The 15164-nt window shown below is 35.2% G+C and carries 18 protein-coding genes; 8 read left to right on the plus strand and 10 right to left on the minus strand.

Translation table 11 applies throughout. From position 1 onward, the window contains the following. Nucleotides 1–23 precede the first annotated feature (23 nt). Nucleotides 24–257 carry a hypothetical protein gene (locus GCQ56_RS03615; protein ID WP_152733015.1) on the plus strand — a complete coding sequence of 78 codons (234 nt, stop codon included), beginning with the start codon at nt 24–26 and terminating at the stop codon, nt 255–257. Nucleotides 258–305: 48 nt separating this feature from the next. Here GCQ56_RS03615 and GCQ56_RS03620 read toward each other — a convergent pair whose 3' ends face one another. The 6 genes from GCQ56_RS03620 to GCQ56_RS03645 form a co-directional block, all read right to left on the minus strand. Then, nucleotides 306–1031 carry a head GIN domain-containing protein gene (locus GCQ56_RS03620; protein ID WP_152733016.1) on the minus strand — a complete coding sequence of 242 codons (726 nt, stop codon included), beginning with the start codon at nt 1029–1031 and terminating at the stop codon, nt 306–308. A 441-nt stretch (nt 1032–1472) separates the two neighbouring features. Beyond that, on the minus strand, nt 1473–2285 hold the full coding sequence (gene cobA, locus GCQ56_RS03625) for a uroporphyrinogen-III C-methyltransferase (RefSeq protein ID WP_152733017.1): 813 nt from the start codon (nt 2283–2285) through the stop codon (nt 1473–1475). 28 nt (nt 2286–2313) lie between these two features. After that, complete coding sequence (locus GCQ56_RS03630) at nt 2314–4020, minus strand: NADPH-dependent assimilatory sulfite reductase hemoprotein subunit (RefSeq protein ID WP_152733018.1); 1707 nt, start codon at nt 4018–4020, stop codon at nt 2314–2316. A gap of 39 nt (nt 4021–4059) precedes the next feature. Beyond that, entirely contained in the window at nt 4060–5835 is a 1776-nt protein-coding gene (locus GCQ56_RS03635; RefSeq protein WP_152733019.1) for an assimilatory sulfite reductase (NADPH) flavoprotein subunit, read from the minus strand. A 3-nt stretch (nt 5836–5838) separates the two neighbouring features. Continuing rightward, nucleotides 5839–6315 carry a bifunctional precorrin-2 dehydrogenase/sirohydrochlorin ferrochelatase gene (locus tag GCQ56_RS03640; RefSeq protein ID WP_152733020.1) on the minus strand — a complete coding sequence of 159 codons (477 nt, stop codon included), beginning with the start codon at nt 6313–6315 and terminating at the stop codon, nt 5839–5841. 11 nt (nt 6316–6326) lie between these two features. Continuing rightward, nucleotides 6327–6557 carry a DUF2061 domain-containing protein gene (locus GCQ56_RS03645; protein WP_152733021.1) on the minus strand — a complete coding sequence of 77 codons (231 nt, stop codon included), beginning with the start codon at nt 6555–6557 and terminating at the stop codon, nt 6327–6329. Between the two features lie 623 nt (nt 6558–7180). Here GCQ56_RS03645 and GCQ56_RS03650 point away from each other — a divergent pair. The 7 genes from GCQ56_RS03650 (at nt 7181) to GCQ56_RS03680 (ending at nt 11151) form a co-directional block, all read left to right on the plus strand. Then, the gene (locus tag GCQ56_RS03650; protein ID WP_152733022.1) at nt 7181–7435 is read left to right on the plus strand and encodes a hypothetical protein; all 255 of its coding nucleotides are present in this window, start codon (nt 7181–7183) and stop codon (nt 7433–7435) included. A gap of 11 nt (nt 7436–7446) precedes the next feature. After that, nucleotides 7447–7641, plus strand: a complete 195-nt coding sequence (locus GCQ56_RS03655; RefSeq protein ID WP_152733023.1) for a PspC domain-containing protein — start codon at nt 7447–7449, stop codon at nt 7639–7641. 272 nt (nt 7642–7913) lie between these two features. Then, on the plus strand, nt 7914–8630 hold the full coding sequence (locus GCQ56_RS03660) for a hypothetical protein (protein WP_152733024.1): 717 nt from the start codon (nt 7914–7916) through the stop codon (nt 8628–8630). A gap of 253 nt (nt 8631–8883) precedes the next feature. Next, on the plus strand, nt 8884–9264 hold the full coding sequence (locus GCQ56_RS03665; RefSeq protein WP_152733025.1) for a nucleoside triphosphate pyrophosphohydrolase family protein: 381 nt from the start codon (nt 8884–8886) through the stop codon (nt 9262–9264). 6 nt (nt 9265–9270) lie between these two features. Further along, on the plus strand, nt 9271–9786 hold the full coding sequence (locus tag GCQ56_RS03670; RefSeq protein WP_152733026.1) for a hypothetical protein: 516 nt from the start codon (nt 9271–9273) through the stop codon (nt 9784–9786). Between the two features lie 8 nt (nt 9787–9794). Beyond that, entirely contained in the window at nt 9795–10583 is a 789-nt protein-coding gene (locus GCQ56_RS03675) for a PhzF family phenazine biosynthesis protein (RefSeq protein ID WP_152733027.1), read from the plus strand. Nucleotide 10584: 1 nt separating this feature from the next. Further along, nucleotides 10585–11151: a pentapeptide repeat-containing protein gene (locus GCQ56_RS03680; protein WP_152733028.1), complete on the plus strand. Its 567-nt coding sequence runs from the start codon at nt 10585–10587 to the stop codon at nt 11149–11151. 60 nt (nt 11152–11211) lie between these two features. On the opposite strand, the gene GCQ56_RS03685 is transcribed toward GCQ56_RS03680, so the two are convergent. The 4 genes from GCQ56_RS03685 to GCQ56_RS03700 all read right to left on the minus strand — a co-directional run bounded on the left by GCQ56_RS03685 (nt 11212) and on the right by GCQ56_RS03700 (nt 15025). Next, nucleotides 11212–11763: a carboxymuconolactone decarboxylase family protein gene (locus tag GCQ56_RS03685; RefSeq protein ID WP_152733029.1), complete on the minus strand. Its 552-nt coding sequence runs from the start codon at nt 11761–11763 to the stop codon at nt 11212–11214. Nucleotides 11764–11904: 141 nt separating this feature from the next. Further along, the gene (locus tag GCQ56_RS03690; protein ID WP_152733030.1) at nt 11905–12741 is read right to left on the minus strand and encodes an AraC family transcriptional regulator; all 837 of its coding nucleotides are present in this window, start codon (nt 12739–12741) and stop codon (nt 11905–11907) included. A gap of 19 nt (nt 12742–12760) precedes the next feature. Continuing rightward, a complete protein-coding gene (locus GCQ56_RS03695) occupies nt 12761–13270 on the minus strand; it encodes an SRPBCC domain-containing protein (RefSeq protein ID WP_152733031.1) in 510 nt (169 codons plus the stop codon). 84 nt (nt 13271–13354) lie between these two features. After that, nucleotides 13355–15025 carry a sodium:alanine symporter family protein gene (locus GCQ56_RS03700; protein WP_152733032.1) on the minus strand — a complete coding sequence of 557 codons (1671 nt, stop codon included), beginning with the start codon at nt 15023–15025 and terminating at the stop codon, nt 13355–13357. Between the last annotated feature and the right edge of the window lie 139 nt (nt 15026–15164).

The following is a 15164-nucleotide window of genomic DNA, read 5'->3' on the forward strand; positions in this document are numbered from 1 at the left end:
ACGCGATAATAAAAAATAAAAATATGGATTTTAACGATCAGGATGTAATCATAGAATGTCCAAATTGTAAAAAAGAGATGATTGTAAAGATTTTAGAGATCACCAATCATCATACGGTAAGTTGCCCGGAGTGCGGTAAGAAGGTAGATTTATCAGCAAATGATCCATCTGCAAAGTTGGGTATTCCGAAAGATTATAAACCATTTGAAGGTTTGGGTGATTACTTGAAAGAAGTAGAGGCAAAAAGAAAGAAATAGAATATAAAAAAAGAGACGCAATAATTTGCGTCTCTTATAGTTTGCGATTTATCGTCGATTAACGTCTCCACCGCTTGAACTGCTTACATTAAATTTTTCCGGACTTCCGTAATAGCTAACATCACCACCCGAACTGGCATGTGCTTCTATCGATTCTACAGCATAAACGCTTACATCGCCACCGCTCGAAGCTTTAGCTTTACATTCCAAAGCTTTTAAATCACTGGCTTTAAGATCGCTTCCGCTACTTGCTTTTCCGTAGAAATAATCAGCTGATCCGTAAAGAACTGCGTCAGCACCTGAACTTACCGAACAGGTAACATCTCCAGCTTTTAATTCAAGTTTTGCATCGGCACCACTGCTCACCGAAATATCTAGATTCTCAGCTTTTATTAAACTGCGAGATTCTAGATCAGAACCACTTGAAACATTTATTTCATCAACCATTACCAAGGTTACATATACATTCAATTTCTTGGCTCTGCGAATGCTCTCTTCCGTTTTAATAATCAGCTTGTCACCTTTAACACGAGTAACAATTAATTCTAATAAATTTTCATCTGCTTCCACAGTTACCGATTCTTTATCGCCTTGCACGATATAAACATCAATACCACTGCTGGCTGATATTTTAGAAAATGTTCCGATTTCTCTTTTTTGCTTTTGCACATCTCCGTTACCTTTTTCGCCCCAGAATTGAGCATTTACAGTAGTGGAAAATACTAGAGTTATGGCAACAAAGCTTAAGGATAGTTTTTTTATCAAATTATTCATAAGGATAAGATTTTAGTGAATACGTTAATCAGTTTATAAGACGCCGGTAATAGGCATCAAGTTACAGTTCAAGAGAAAAAAAATAAAAACCCTACTAAGGATTTTATTTTCTATTGTTTTAAAGACCTAGTAATGATTGGAAGTGTTGCATCAAAATTAAAATAGAGATCTGAAAAATCAGATCTCTATTTTAATTTATATTGTATGGTTAAAAGAGCTTTTTTTACAATATATCGCCACCTACGGGGCTATTTTTTGAATGATCATGTGTTGCTACCATATTGTAGCTCCTATAGGAGCTATTAAAATCCTGTAGGGATGTTAGTATGGTAGTTGTCAATTCATAATTAAAATAAGAAGTGCTGTAAGCACGAAATAAAATAATAGCAAAATTATTCGCTTAGTAATGATATCAGTTCTTTTTTTTATAATCTAAACTCATTAGAATAGATTGAGAAATGGTTGTTTAATAAGGCTTTTAAATCGTTGAGATATGGAATTAGTATTCCGATCAGTAATTTTGCCTGGAATCTGTGTGTGATTTCCCAAAATAATGACGGCGGGAGAGGCTGGTAATTCTGATTTTTCAATCCTACTAAAGAAGCTGGTATTTCCGCTCAAAACAGCACTATCCTGATAACTTACCTTTGAGACAACATTTATATGGGTCTCTTTTGAAAGTTTTTGATTCAATTCACTCGCCATCTCATTCAATCGTTCCAGTCCCATGTAAATTACTACTGTATCATTGTTCTCAATTTCTTTGATAATTTGATTTAACCCACTCTTTTTACCCCCAACTTTTACTGCCGAATGAAAATGAATTCCGGAAGATTTCCCCCGTTCTGTTAAGGGAATCCAATATTCGTTTGCAGCAGCCATTCCAGCGCTAATTCCTGGTATCAGTTCAAAGTCAATTTCCGATTCCATTAAGAATCTGATCTCCTCAACACCTCTACCGTAAACCATAGGATCGCCAGATTTTAATCTCACCACCTGATAGCCTAATAAATAGTACATCAACATTTGATCGTGAATTTGCTCTTGACGTGTTACTGGATTTTTCCCATCACCAGAGCGTTTTCCAGCATCCAGGACTATCGCTTTTTTAGGGAATAGCGAACGAACTTCATCTGTAATGAGAGCATCACTTAAAATTACATCGGCATTTTCGATGCTTCTTAGTGCTTTTATTGTGAGCAGATCAGCGGCGCCAGGTCCGGCGCCAACAATCCATATTTTTCCTTGTTTCATTGGTTTCAAGTTTAATTGGAGTTCAAGCCTAATGCTTAAAATCTTGTCCCTTCACTATTTCATCAACATACTTTTTGCGGATAATAAAGTCCCCGAAAGTTTCTCCATCTTCTCTGGTTTCGGAGTAATCTTTAAGAAGAGGACGTAATTCGGTAAGAATTTCATCTTCGTTTACATTTTCTCTGTAAAGATTATTTAAGCGAGTACCATTGAAGTTTCCTCCCAAATAGAGGTTGTACCTGCCCGGACCTTTTCCTATAAAGCCTATTTCGGCAACATAAGGTCTTCCACAACCATTGGCACAACCAGTCATTCGAATCACAATTTCATCTTTATACAATCCGAATTCACTTAAACCATTCTCAATTTTGTCAATTAAATTTGGTAAATACCTTTCTGCCTCGGCAAATGCCAAACTACAAGTGTTTAATGCAACACAAGCTATAGAGTTGGCTCTTGTTCCGGAAATTGCTTGTGGAAATAATCCGTACTTTTTAAGAATTTGATTGACCTTGCTTTTGTCAGATTCCTTAATTTTTCCAAGAATCAAGTTCTGATTCCCTGATAATCGGAAGTCAGATATTTTTAATTCTGCTATCTCTCGCAGAGCGGTTTTTAGCTTTATATTTTCTTCATCTTTCACTCTACCACCTTCTATAAATAGCCCCAAATACCATTCTTTATTTACGGTTTGATGCCATCCAAATTTATCTCCATTTCGAATTAGGGTATAGGTACGTTCCTCTTCCAGTTCATAGCCCAATTTTTCGTGTAATAGATCTTTAAATTTATCAATTCCCAAACGATCAATGGTATATTTTAAACGGGCATTCTTTCTTACTTTTCTGTTTCCTTGTTCTTTCTGAACCAGTACAATTTTCTCAGCTACATCAACTGTGTTTTCAGCCTTTGCAAAACCCAAAACAGTTCCCAATCTAGGATAAGTTTCTGCATCGCCAAATGTGGTTCCCATTCCACCTCCCACAACAATATTAAAACCTTCTAAAACACCATTATTTTCTATGGCAATAAATCCAATATCCTGGGTGAAAACATCGGTATCGTTAAAGGGAGGAATGGTAAATCCAATCTTAAATTTACGCGGCAAATATACCGGTCCGTAGAGAGGCTCCACTTCACCTGCACTTCCTTCGGCTACCTTTTTTTTGTCTAACCAAATTTCATAGTATGCCGGAGTACGTGGAGTAAGATGATCACTAACCTTATTGGCATATTCCTGAACCTGATTAAATACATTGGAGGAATAAGGATGTGGACTTGCCATTACATTTCTGTTTACATCACCACAAGCGGCAATGGTATCTAACAGAGATTGATTTATGGACTGAATACTTGGTTTCAAATTTCCTTTTAGTACCCCATGAAATTGAAACGCCTGTCGGGTTGTTAGCTTTAAAGTTCCGTTGGCATATTCATCAGAGATCCGATCCATTTGTAACCACTGGTCCGCATTCACTAATCCACCGGGAACTCTTACCCTTATTAAAAAAGAGTAATCGGGTTCCAATTTTTGTTTCTTTCGTTCACGTTCAGTATCTCTGTCAAATTGTTGATAAATGCCATGAAATTTAGATACCTGTCGATCATCAAGCGCAATTGCATCAGTTACGCTATTGGCAAGACTTTCCTCTAATGTGCCGCGTAAATAATTGCTATCGGTTTTTATTTTTTCTATTTCGGACAATTCAGCCCAATTTATATTTTTATCTGTCATGATTTGTTTTGCTTTAATCTAAACTGGTTTACTATCCGTTTAATACACATCTAAAAGAAGTCTTCTTTCTTTTTTGAGCTTCTTAAAGTATTCTTCAGCTTTATCGGGAGTAACTCCTCCTTCAATTTCGATAATCTCTTTTAAGGTATGCTGAACATCTTTAGCCATGTAATTTTTATCACCGCAGATATAAAAATGAGCTCCACTTTCCAGCCATTTGAAAACTTCTTTGGCATTCTCTTTTAGTCGATGTTGCACGTAAGTTTTTTCTTGCTGATCTCTCGAGAAAGCTACATCTAATTTGTTCAGGACTCCTTTTTGAAGGTATTTCTGCCATTCGACCTGATACAGGAAATCCTCCTTGAATCTTTGGTTCCCAAAGAACAACCAACTGTTTGCATTTTCGCCCTTTTGTTCCAGTTCTTGAAGAAAACTTCGATAAGGAGCAATTCCCGTTCCGGCACCCACCATTATTACTGCTTTGTTATTCTCCTTTGGCAATCGGAATGCTTCGTTTTTTTCAATAAATATTGGAATGTGATCGCCAATATTAATTTGATCGGACAGGTAGGTTGAACATGCTCCGTTTCGATCTCGTTTTTTATGCTTGTATCTAAGGGAAGCCACGGTAACATGAACTTCTTCAGGATTCTGAGCCGGACCGGAAGAAATCGAGTAGAGGCGAGCGTATAATACTCTTAGAATTCCTAGCAATTCATCGGCTTGAATCTTTCCCTGGTAATCTTCTAACAGATCGTAAACATCGGCACCGTAAAGGTATTTGTCAAGTGCTTTCTCATTTTCAAGTAGCGAAGCCAGTTTGCTGTTGTTTACAATTGCATTGTATTTTTCAAGAACCTCTTTATTGAGCACGGTAATTTCTAATTTGTGCTGTAGTGCGCTGAAAATCGACAACTGCTTACCTCCAACACTTACTATTCTTTCCGGATCATCCCCAAAGAAATTGATGATCAGTTCGACCAGATCAACAGGATTGTTTGGTAAAATTCCTATGCTGTCTCCCGCTTCATAACTTATACCTGAATCCTCCAATGAGATTTCAACATGGAATATTTCTTTTTCAGACTTATCGGTAGTAATTCTTACCTTATCCAACACCTCTGCATAAAAAGGATTGGCTCTGTTGAATTTCTTCTTTACCTGGACAACGGCATTGCTTGTGCTGGTTGAACTGATTTCTGGGTTTAATTTTTTCAATTCTTCTGCGATTGCCTCAATCCAATTGACAGCATCTTCTTCATAAGCAACATCTGCTTTTTGAATGGGAACAATTGCCTCTCCTCCTAATTTTGTAAATGCTTCATGAAAATCTACCCCTGTTTGGCAAAATTTTTTGTACGATTTATCGCCAAGAGCTAAAACAGAGAATTTGGTTTCATTAAGTTTCGGCGCTCTTGAACCAAGAACGTATTCATGAAAATCTTCAGCTTGTAAAGGTGGTTCGCCTTCACCGTGAGTACTCACAATTAGAAATAGATATTTCTCCTTTTTTAGATCATTCTTTTTGTAATCATCAAGAGATTTAAGATTTGGATTAAATCCTAAAGCTTTAATTCTCTCGTGCAAATCAGTGGCAATTTCTTTGCTGTGACCTGTGTGAGTCCCGTAAAGAATGGTGATTTTTTCAGAAGAAGTTACAGGAGTTTGAATCGAAGAACTATCTGCGCTTGCATTTCCATTTATAATTCCTGAAATGTATCCGTCCACCCAAACCAACTGTTCGTTTGAGAGATTTTTAATAATCGAGTTAAGCTGCTCGAGTTGTTCTGTATTTAGTTTATAATTTGTTGTCATGATTTAGTTTGCAATTAGTAGTTTTTGTAATCGGTAATTTTCAAAGTAATCCTTTAACTGATTGCGGATTTGGATGGATTTGTACACATCTTCGCCATTTGAACTTACAGCAATGCTGATATTTTCCCGTTTGTAAATGGCAGGAGAAACAAATTCACAAAATTCTGGTTGATCGTGAACATTTAGTAACACGTTAACATCACGACAATCGCGAATTAATTGCTTGACAAACGAAGGATCATCAACACAACTGTAGATGAGATAGTAGTCTTTCAGAAAATCTTTGTGGTATTGTTGTTCGTGATAAACTATACCCGAATTCTTAATCCAGCTAATGATTTTGGGAGCAATAATTTCAATTAAATTTGTGCTTCGCTGCAGTATTTTTAGTTTTTTGTAGGCATCTTCGCCTCCTCCGATAATCAGAATTTTTTTATCGGTAACATCTATTGCTATGGGTAAAAATTGTTTTTTCGACATAATGCTTGTTTTTAAATGTGATAATCAACGGGATGTTTTTCTTCTCTTCCAAATTTGATTTTATTCCATGTTCTTTCGTGTAGAAAATAAAGCCCCATTTTAGTGAAGAGTTCTACACCACCAATCGACATTGCCCAGGTGATATCGCCAATGATCAACCATGAAATTAAGACGGTATCTATGGTTCCAATAGTTCTCCATGAAATGGTTTTGGCGATGCTTCTGTAGGTTTTTTCTTTCATTTCTTTTGCTTACAAATAAAAAAAGAGCCTTTCTGGATTGCAGAAAGGCTCGATATGCTTGGTCATAATAGTGCACAACGAATTCTGCTAGGGAGGAAACCATAACATACACATACAACAACATGCAAAAATGTTGAGTTGGATACTGATATGTGAATTTTTGAAATTCATTCTTAATTTTAATATGCTATATCTAAAGCAATTGAATTCATAAAAAAAGCCTTTCTGCGAGTGCAAAAAGGCTATTCTATATATTTTGATTCGATTTAACTCATCAAGCAATTCCTTTTTGCAAAACACAATTTTCCATACACATACAACACATTGTACATGCAACAGAAACATTCATTTTATTATTTAGGATATTACTCATTATTTTGTTTTAAATCGGACTAAATGATCTCTTATTCGGCTACAAGGATATGAAGATATTTTGAATAATCCAACATAGTGCAACAAAAATAATTTCAGCCAATTGCCGTTTTACTTATTTAAATCGATTGCATGCATCTAAATAAAATGAGAATTTAAGAATTTTAAAAATTATGAATTGTTAACATGGAATTTGTTGCTTGGGATTCAATCTCTTCATATATTTACGGCACAATAAATAAATTACAACTATGCTCCCAAAGTTTTTACTAGCAGACAATTCACAAGAGTTACCAGACACTCTTTTCATCGTTCACACACGCAATCCGAAATGTATTATCGAATGTGATGTTGAAGATTTTAATTCCAACCAAACGATTCATTGGATGGATAAAACTCCTGAAGATCAAAATATGATTGAAGATTTGTTGGATGAAGCAGAAACTTTCTATAACGATGAATTGGACAGTCAGGAAGATCTTTACGACGAAGAATTTGAAGATTAAATACATATTGCATGACAAAAAAGTTAAAACGATCATCGAATAAGTTGGTCGCAGGTGTTTGTGCGGGAATTGCTGAATATTTGAATCTTGATGTTACACTTGTGAGAATATTGTATGTGCTAATTTCTATTTTTAGTGCCGGATTTCCTGGTTTATTAGTTTACATTATTTTCTGGTTTGTTATGCCTGATTATAAGGATATCTAGTATTGATATAATCATTGTAAATGATATTGGAGAAAACGGAAGTTTTCTCCTTTTTTTATGCCATAAATTAAGATTGTACAGCAAGTTTATTTATGCTAGAAACATGTGTTCTAAAACAGTTCAAAAAGACCACATTTGTCATGATTTAGAAAAGTGTTTTCATCTATTTTTGCAGCGAATTTTTGAGGTGATATTAAATAACAGAACTAAATATATTAATCTGAATTGTAATATTTCCTTACGCAAACAACAACACTTAAATATTCTAACTGATGAACCTAAAAAAACTGATCCCTTTACTTGGGTTGGTATTTATCTGTATGGGAGTTTCTGCTGAAAATCTTCCATCGAAAACCAAAGTGAATCGTAGTATTGACTTTGTAAGTAAACACTTGTGGCGTGGATCTAATAGTGGTACAGCTCCTACAATTGAGCCAACACTTGAGATACAAACCGGCAAATTTACTTTTGGGGCTTGGGGAGCCTATGCTACTGATGATAGTTATCAAGAGGTAGATTTCTACGTACAGTACAACACACCATTATTTCAGTTTAGCTTGTACGATTTTTATTGTCCGAGACCAAATTTTGAAAACTCGAAATTCTTCGACTTTGATAGTGAGAATAGTGTTCATCTATTCGATGCTACAGCTAAATTTAAAGGGCATGCAAAATTCCCAATTTCAGTAATGGGATCTGTGCTTTTCTATGGAGAATTCGATAAAGATGAGAATGGAGATCAACAGTATTCAACATATTTCGAATTTGGTTACTCTAAGCTAATTGCAGGGAAAAAATTCTCTTGGGCACTTGGTTTTTCGCCATTCGAAGGCATGTACGATGACAAGTTTAATGTGGTAAATGTGAACATGTGCATGTATGATCAAATTAAGCTTACAGATCAGTTTTCATTACCTATTAAAGGAGGGATTACCTTGAATCCTGCTACAGAGAGATTGTTTTTGACTTTTGCTGTTACCATTAAGTAATTTCAAAAGTATAGATATGTAAAGGCTTCCAATCGGAAGCCTTTTTTTTGTTATAATATGGAGAAGCTCCACATTAGGCTGTTGAAGCGTTCCATATTAAGCTGTTGAATGGTTCCACATTAGGCTATGGAAGCTTTCCACATTAGGCACTGATAATTTTTCATAGGCTGAGCTTTTGATGTGACTATTTTATCAATTCAAAAGAATTGGTGATATTTAAGTTTTTAAGATAATTGTACCAGAAAACTATACAATGACAGAGTTAGAGAAAGTAAATCAGTTTCATGATGCTTTTGGTGTGAACGTAGAACAGACTCCAAAAATTCCAGGTCGTGAAAGGTGTGAATTGAGACAGAATATTATACAGGAAGAGGTTGATGAATTAAAAGCTGCATGGGAATCTGGCGATTTGGTTGAAGTGGCAGATGCATTGGCAGATATTCATTACGTACTAATGGGAACAGTATTGGAATTCGGCTTGCAGGATAAATACCCCGATATTTTTTCGGAGGTTCACAAAAGCAATATGAGTAAGCTGGATGCAGATGGCAAACCTTTATACCGGGAAGATGGGAAAGTAATTAAATCGGACTTATTTAATGCACCTGATATTGAAAAAATCTTAAAAGGATAGAACATCATGAAAAAACTAAAGCACATATTCCTTGCACTATTTTTATTTTTAGCCATCAATCTTTCTGTTGAAGCGCAAAAAGTATCTCCGCTAAATGGTTTTGATAATTTAGTTGGTGGCATTTGGTTGACAGAAGGAGAATGGTCAAACGGTCAGAAATTTAAACAGGAAGTTGATTTTTCCTGGGGGGTAAATCAAAAAATTGTAAAGGTAAAGACTTATGGAACCATTGATCCTAAAGGTAAGGAATATGGCTTGAGGAATGAAGGGATTCGATCTTATAATACTCAAGATTCAGTGATTCAATTTTGGGAGTTTGATATTTTCGGAGGTATTACTACGGGTATTTGTTATTTCAATAATAAAGATCTTTATTATGAGTATGACTACAATGGAGAAACCTTAATAGAGAGCTGGATTTATATGGATGAGGATAATTATAAGTATCAGATAGGAAACATGAGAGATGGCGAGATGGATAAAGTTTACATGAAATCATCGTATCGAAGAATTAAAAAATAACAGGAGCTATGAATTTAAAGAAGTATCATATTGATGCATTTACAGATATGTTGTTTGGTGGTAATCCAGCTTGTGTAATTCCATTAAATGAGTGGTTGCCCGATGAGGTTTTATTTAATATTACGAGGGAAAATAATTTGGCGGAGACAGCCTTTTTTGTACCTGTAGAAAATGGATTTCGTATTCGTTGGTTTACGCCCGAAGTTGAAATGGATTTGTGTGGTCATGCTACATTGGCTACCGCTCATGTTATAAAAAATCATCAGAATTATAAAGAAGATATTATTCGTTTTGAATCGTCAAGTGGAGAGTTGAATGTTACTTGCAAGGAAGGTAAATATGAACTGGATTTTCCGTCGAGAGTGCCTGTGGAATCTGAATTGCCGGATATTATTTCTTCCAGCTTAAACATTCTGCCAAAGGAGATATATAAATCACGAGACTATGTTTTGGTTTATGAGAATGAGGATGAAATTTTAGCTTTAAATCCAGATAAAAATAAACTAGAAGGTATTGATTTGGGACATGGAGGAATTGTTTGCACATCAAGAGGGAAAAAGGTAGATTTTGTATCCCGATTTTTCACACCTGGAGCGAGTATTTTTGAGGATCCCGTAACAGGTTCTGCACATTGTAGTTTAATTCCATTTTGGAGTGAAAGATTGGATAAGAGGGAGATGTTAGCTCATCAGATATCTTCACGAATGGGAGTTTTGTATTGTGAAAACAGAGGTACACGTGTGAGAATTTCGGGGAATGCAATAACATATAGTTCAGGAGAGATATATTTGAAATAATATGGAATATATAGAGGAACAAGTATTCGAAAATCAGGATTTTTCAGGTTTGGAAATGGATAAAGCTGAGTACGATAATTGTAGGTTTAAAAATTGTTCATTTGCCAATGCAGATTTATCGAATTTGATTTTTCTGGAATGCGAGTTTGAAAGCTGTGATTTAAGCAATGCAAAAGTGATTAATACTGCACTTCGGGATATTGAATTCAATGCTTGTAAAATGCTTGGAATCTCTTTTGCCGATTGTAACAATCTAATGCTTTCGTTTAATTTTACAAATTGTCTGTTGAATTTAAGTTCGTTTTACCAATTAAAATTAAAAGCAATAAAGTTTAGAGACTGTAAATTATCTGAAGTTGATTTTACTGAAGCTGACCTTAGTCAATCTCTTTTTGAAAATTGTGATTTAAGCGGAGCAGCCTTTGAATATACCACTTTAGAAAAAGCAGATTTAAGTACTGCAATTAATTATTCGATTCACCCGGAATCCAATAAAATTAAAAAAGCAAAGTTCGCTGCACAAGGCTTGGCAGGATTGCTTCAACAGTATGATATTGTGATAAAATAAAAAATCCCGCCAAGTAGACGGGATCAATGTTAAAAGCAAATTTGTAATATTTGATGATATTTATGCAGCTGATTCACTTAAAGATTTGGCTTTAGGAAAATCTACTGGAACTTGAGTTAAGTTGTGAGTGTAATTGGTAAATGAAATTTCCATTACTACTGCCAAAAAATCAATTAAGGCTTTTTCATCGTATCCAGCAGCAAAAAACTCATCTAGTTTATTTTGACTTACTTTTCCTCTATTTTGAGCTACTTCGGCAGCGAGAGTGCTTAAAGTGTTAAGCTTGGCGTCGGCAATACTTCCTTCTCTTAACTGAATCGTTTCATCTTCGGTAAAACCATTCATTTTGGCAATTGCAGTGTGCGCAGCTAAACAATATTCACATCCGTTTACTTCTGATACGGCAAGTTTAATTGCTTCCATTTCCTTGCCCGAGAAACTGTCTTTACCAGCTTTGCTTGAAAAGTTAAGATAGTTTTCTAAGGTATCACTCGAATATGCAATAGTAGCATACAAGTTAGGAACCATTCCCAATTGACTTTTTACCTTATCTAAAATCTGTTGTGCTTTAGCGTCTACTTGATCTCTTGTTGGTACTTTAATTGTTCTCATCTCGTTATATTTTTTGTAATTATTAATATATGATCTTTTAACTTTTTGCGTTTTGATCTTTTGTTATTACAAAGATGGAGCAATAAAAGAGGGGGAAGAATGGCTATTCTTCCCCCTGACTTGATGATTTTTCCTTTTGGATTAAATAATGACTGTTTTTTTGAATTCAGTTGGACTTTTGCCCACTATTTTTCTGAAAAAACGACTAAAGTGAGCGGCATCTTCAAAGCCTATTTCAAAGGCAATTTCTTTTGCGCTTTTATCGGTATACAGGAATAATCGTTTCGCTTCTAAGCCTATTCGTTCCTGAATAACTTGCAAGGGCGTTTTATCGTTGTACTCGCCAAATAGGTTCGATATGGTTTTAGGAGATTTATTCAGTAATTCGGCATAATCAGCAACCTTGTGTTTATCGCGAAAGTGCATTTCAACCAATACATTATACTGACGAATAAGATCGAGCTTGTCTTGATTAATTTCCGGATTTTTAAGGTTCTTTCTTACTAGTCTGGTACACTTTATAAGAAATCTCTTTAAAAGCACCTGAAGCATTTCTCCTTGAATTTGATCAGAGTTTTCAAATTCTTCGAGAATAACTTGAACCAACAAATCAAAACTTTCTTGTTCCTTTGAATCCAGTGATACTATTGGCACCTCAGAAGAACCAAAAAACAAATAGCCATGGCATGAAACTTCATGATCGTGCTGTTGAATGCAATAAAACTCACGATTGAAAGAGAGTAAATTTAAACAATCCGTATTCTCAAGAATCTCGAATTGGTTAAGAGGAGTAAGAAATAGAATCTGATTCTGAAGAATATGGTATTGAATACCATCAACAATAATGGTTGAGTTTCCTTTTCTCTGCCATAATATCCGGTACAACGGCTCCTTGTTCACAAGTTTGATACTTGGAGTAGAGAATGAGCAAAACGAGAAATAGGAGGCATTCCTTTTATTTTCAAAAACGTGATTCATTAATTAATAAGATTGGTGATTACATGTTGACATATTCGAATCCATCATTAGGGTGTAGTGGATCTTCTGTTCTATCATGTAAAAGCACATGATATTCCAGGTAAGATTTAAGATTGGTCATCCAAAATGTCCATCCATTGCTGCAACCAACATAGTTGTTCATTTTACTGTCTTCATCCAATTTAATGTCGCTTTGAGTTAATTTTACCAGAGTCATTCCTTTTTGGCGACTTAATTCTATTTTCACGGTGTTATCGGCAAATTGAAATACTATTTTATCTTTTCCGTTTGCTTCAATAATCTTTCCTTTTTGCTCATCGTCCCAATTGTGCCACTTCCATATATAGGTATCACCAGTCTGAGTAAATTCTTTTGACGCTCTTTTAGCTCCATTTTCACTTCTGAATGTTACTTTTTTAAGAAACCATCTTTCCAATTTATGCCTGGTAGCCCAACACTTGTAGACTTTTTCGATAGGCACATTAATGTGAATTTTACGAACAAAATGACTCCAATCTCTATTTTCCATTTTACTGATTTGTGATTTTTTACCAGATAATAAAATACAAAAAAAGGGACAGAAAACCGTCCCTTTTTTTGTGATCGAAATTATTTAGACCTCTTCGGGATGTTCTTTTTTGAACTTATCCCAATAGGTGTTTAGAGTTGATTTCATATCCTTATGCAACATTAATATACCTGCCAAGTTGGGCAGAGCCATTAAAACAATTGTGATACCTGAAATGGTCCAGATAATGGTAGTATCGGCAAAAGAGGCAATAAAAAATCCGGCACAATAGATAATTCTGTATGGTAAAACTCCTTTAGCTCCAAATAAATAAGTTACAGAACGACCACCATAATACGCCCAAGCTATGGCTGTAGAGAATGCAAATAACAGTAATCCAATTGACACAATCCAACGTCCCCAATCACCAAGTAAACTTCTGGAGAATGCTTCTGCAGTTAGTGGTGCTGAGTGAACAAGTGAATTACCTTTAAAGTACACTCCATTTTCAGATATAGATTTTCCATCCTGTATTTTAATACTTCCTGTATACAAATCATCATTGGTAGTGTATACCATAACTTTTTCAGCTATGGATCGAGCATTGATAATGCTGATTTGATTTTTGATAACACCTTGCTCAACATTTAACTCACCTGAAAATACAGGAAGTTCAGCTTGATTGCCTAAAAACTGAATCAGCTTGGTTCTATCCTCTTCTTTTGTATCATCATATTGGTCAGCCATTATAATCATATCAGTTGACTGGAAACGATTCGGTAATTTTTCAGTCCATACTCCTGAAGAAAGAATTACCAAACCTGTTAATGTACAAATGATAATTGTATCAATAAATGGCTCTAAAATAGCAACCATACCTTCAGATACAGGCTCTTCCGTTCTGGCAGCAGCATGAGCAATTGGAGCCGAACCCTGACCAGCCTCATTACTGAACAATCCACGATTTACACCTTTAGTTAATGCATAAGAAAAACCAGCACCTAAAAATCCACCAACAGCTGCAGTTCCTGAGAATACATTGGTAAATATTGAAACAAACGAAGGAATAATATTTTCGTAATTATAGAATATCACGGCAAGTGCACCAACAAAATAAATAATTGCCATACTAGGAACTAACTTTTCGGTTACCTTGGCAATTCTCTTAATACCTCCCAAAATTACGAATGCTAAAAGAACGGTTAGGATTCCTCCTACAATCATTTTATCGAAGCCAAAAGTAGAATATAGAGAGTTGGTTATAGAGTTAATCTGAGGTAAACTACCTGTTCCAAATGAAGAAAAAATAGTCATGGCTGCAAAGAAACCAGCTAGCCATTTCATATTCAGCTTATTTTTCATGTAGTACATCGGTCCACCAGAGATAAAACCCTTTTCGTCGGTTTCACGATATTTGTGCGAAAGTGTAACCTCAACAAATTTGGTAGTCATACCCAGAAATGCGGTTACCAACATCCAAAATAAGGCTGCCGGTCCTCCCAGGTAAATGGCAAGAGCTACACCTGCAATATTTCCAGTACCAACGGTTCCTGATAAAGCTGTGGTAAGAGCTTGAAAATGGGAAGCATCTCCTTTTTCACCAGGTTTGTCGTATTTGCCACTAACTACTTTAATGGCATGTTTAAAAAAACGGAATTGTGGGAATTTTAGATAAATAGTAAAGAATAAACCGGTTCCAATAAGAATAAATGGAAACCACTGGCTTCCTCCTAAATATCCTTCAATTAGGGTTAAAAAGTCATTAATGCTATGCATAAATTAAGGGTTAATGGTATTGAGTTATCGAATTTTTTATTGAAAGTCATCTAAGATAAGGGAATATTTTTAAAATGGGCAGAGCCAAACTAAATCAATAATTTCCATAATAAAGAAGAATTTGAAATGTTCTTTTCTA

It is taken from the genome of Marinifilum sp. N1E240, assembly GCF_009295825.1.
Lineage (GTDB): Bacteria > Bacteroidota > Bacteroidia > Bacteroidales > Marinifilaceae > Marinifilum_A > Marinifilum_A sediminis.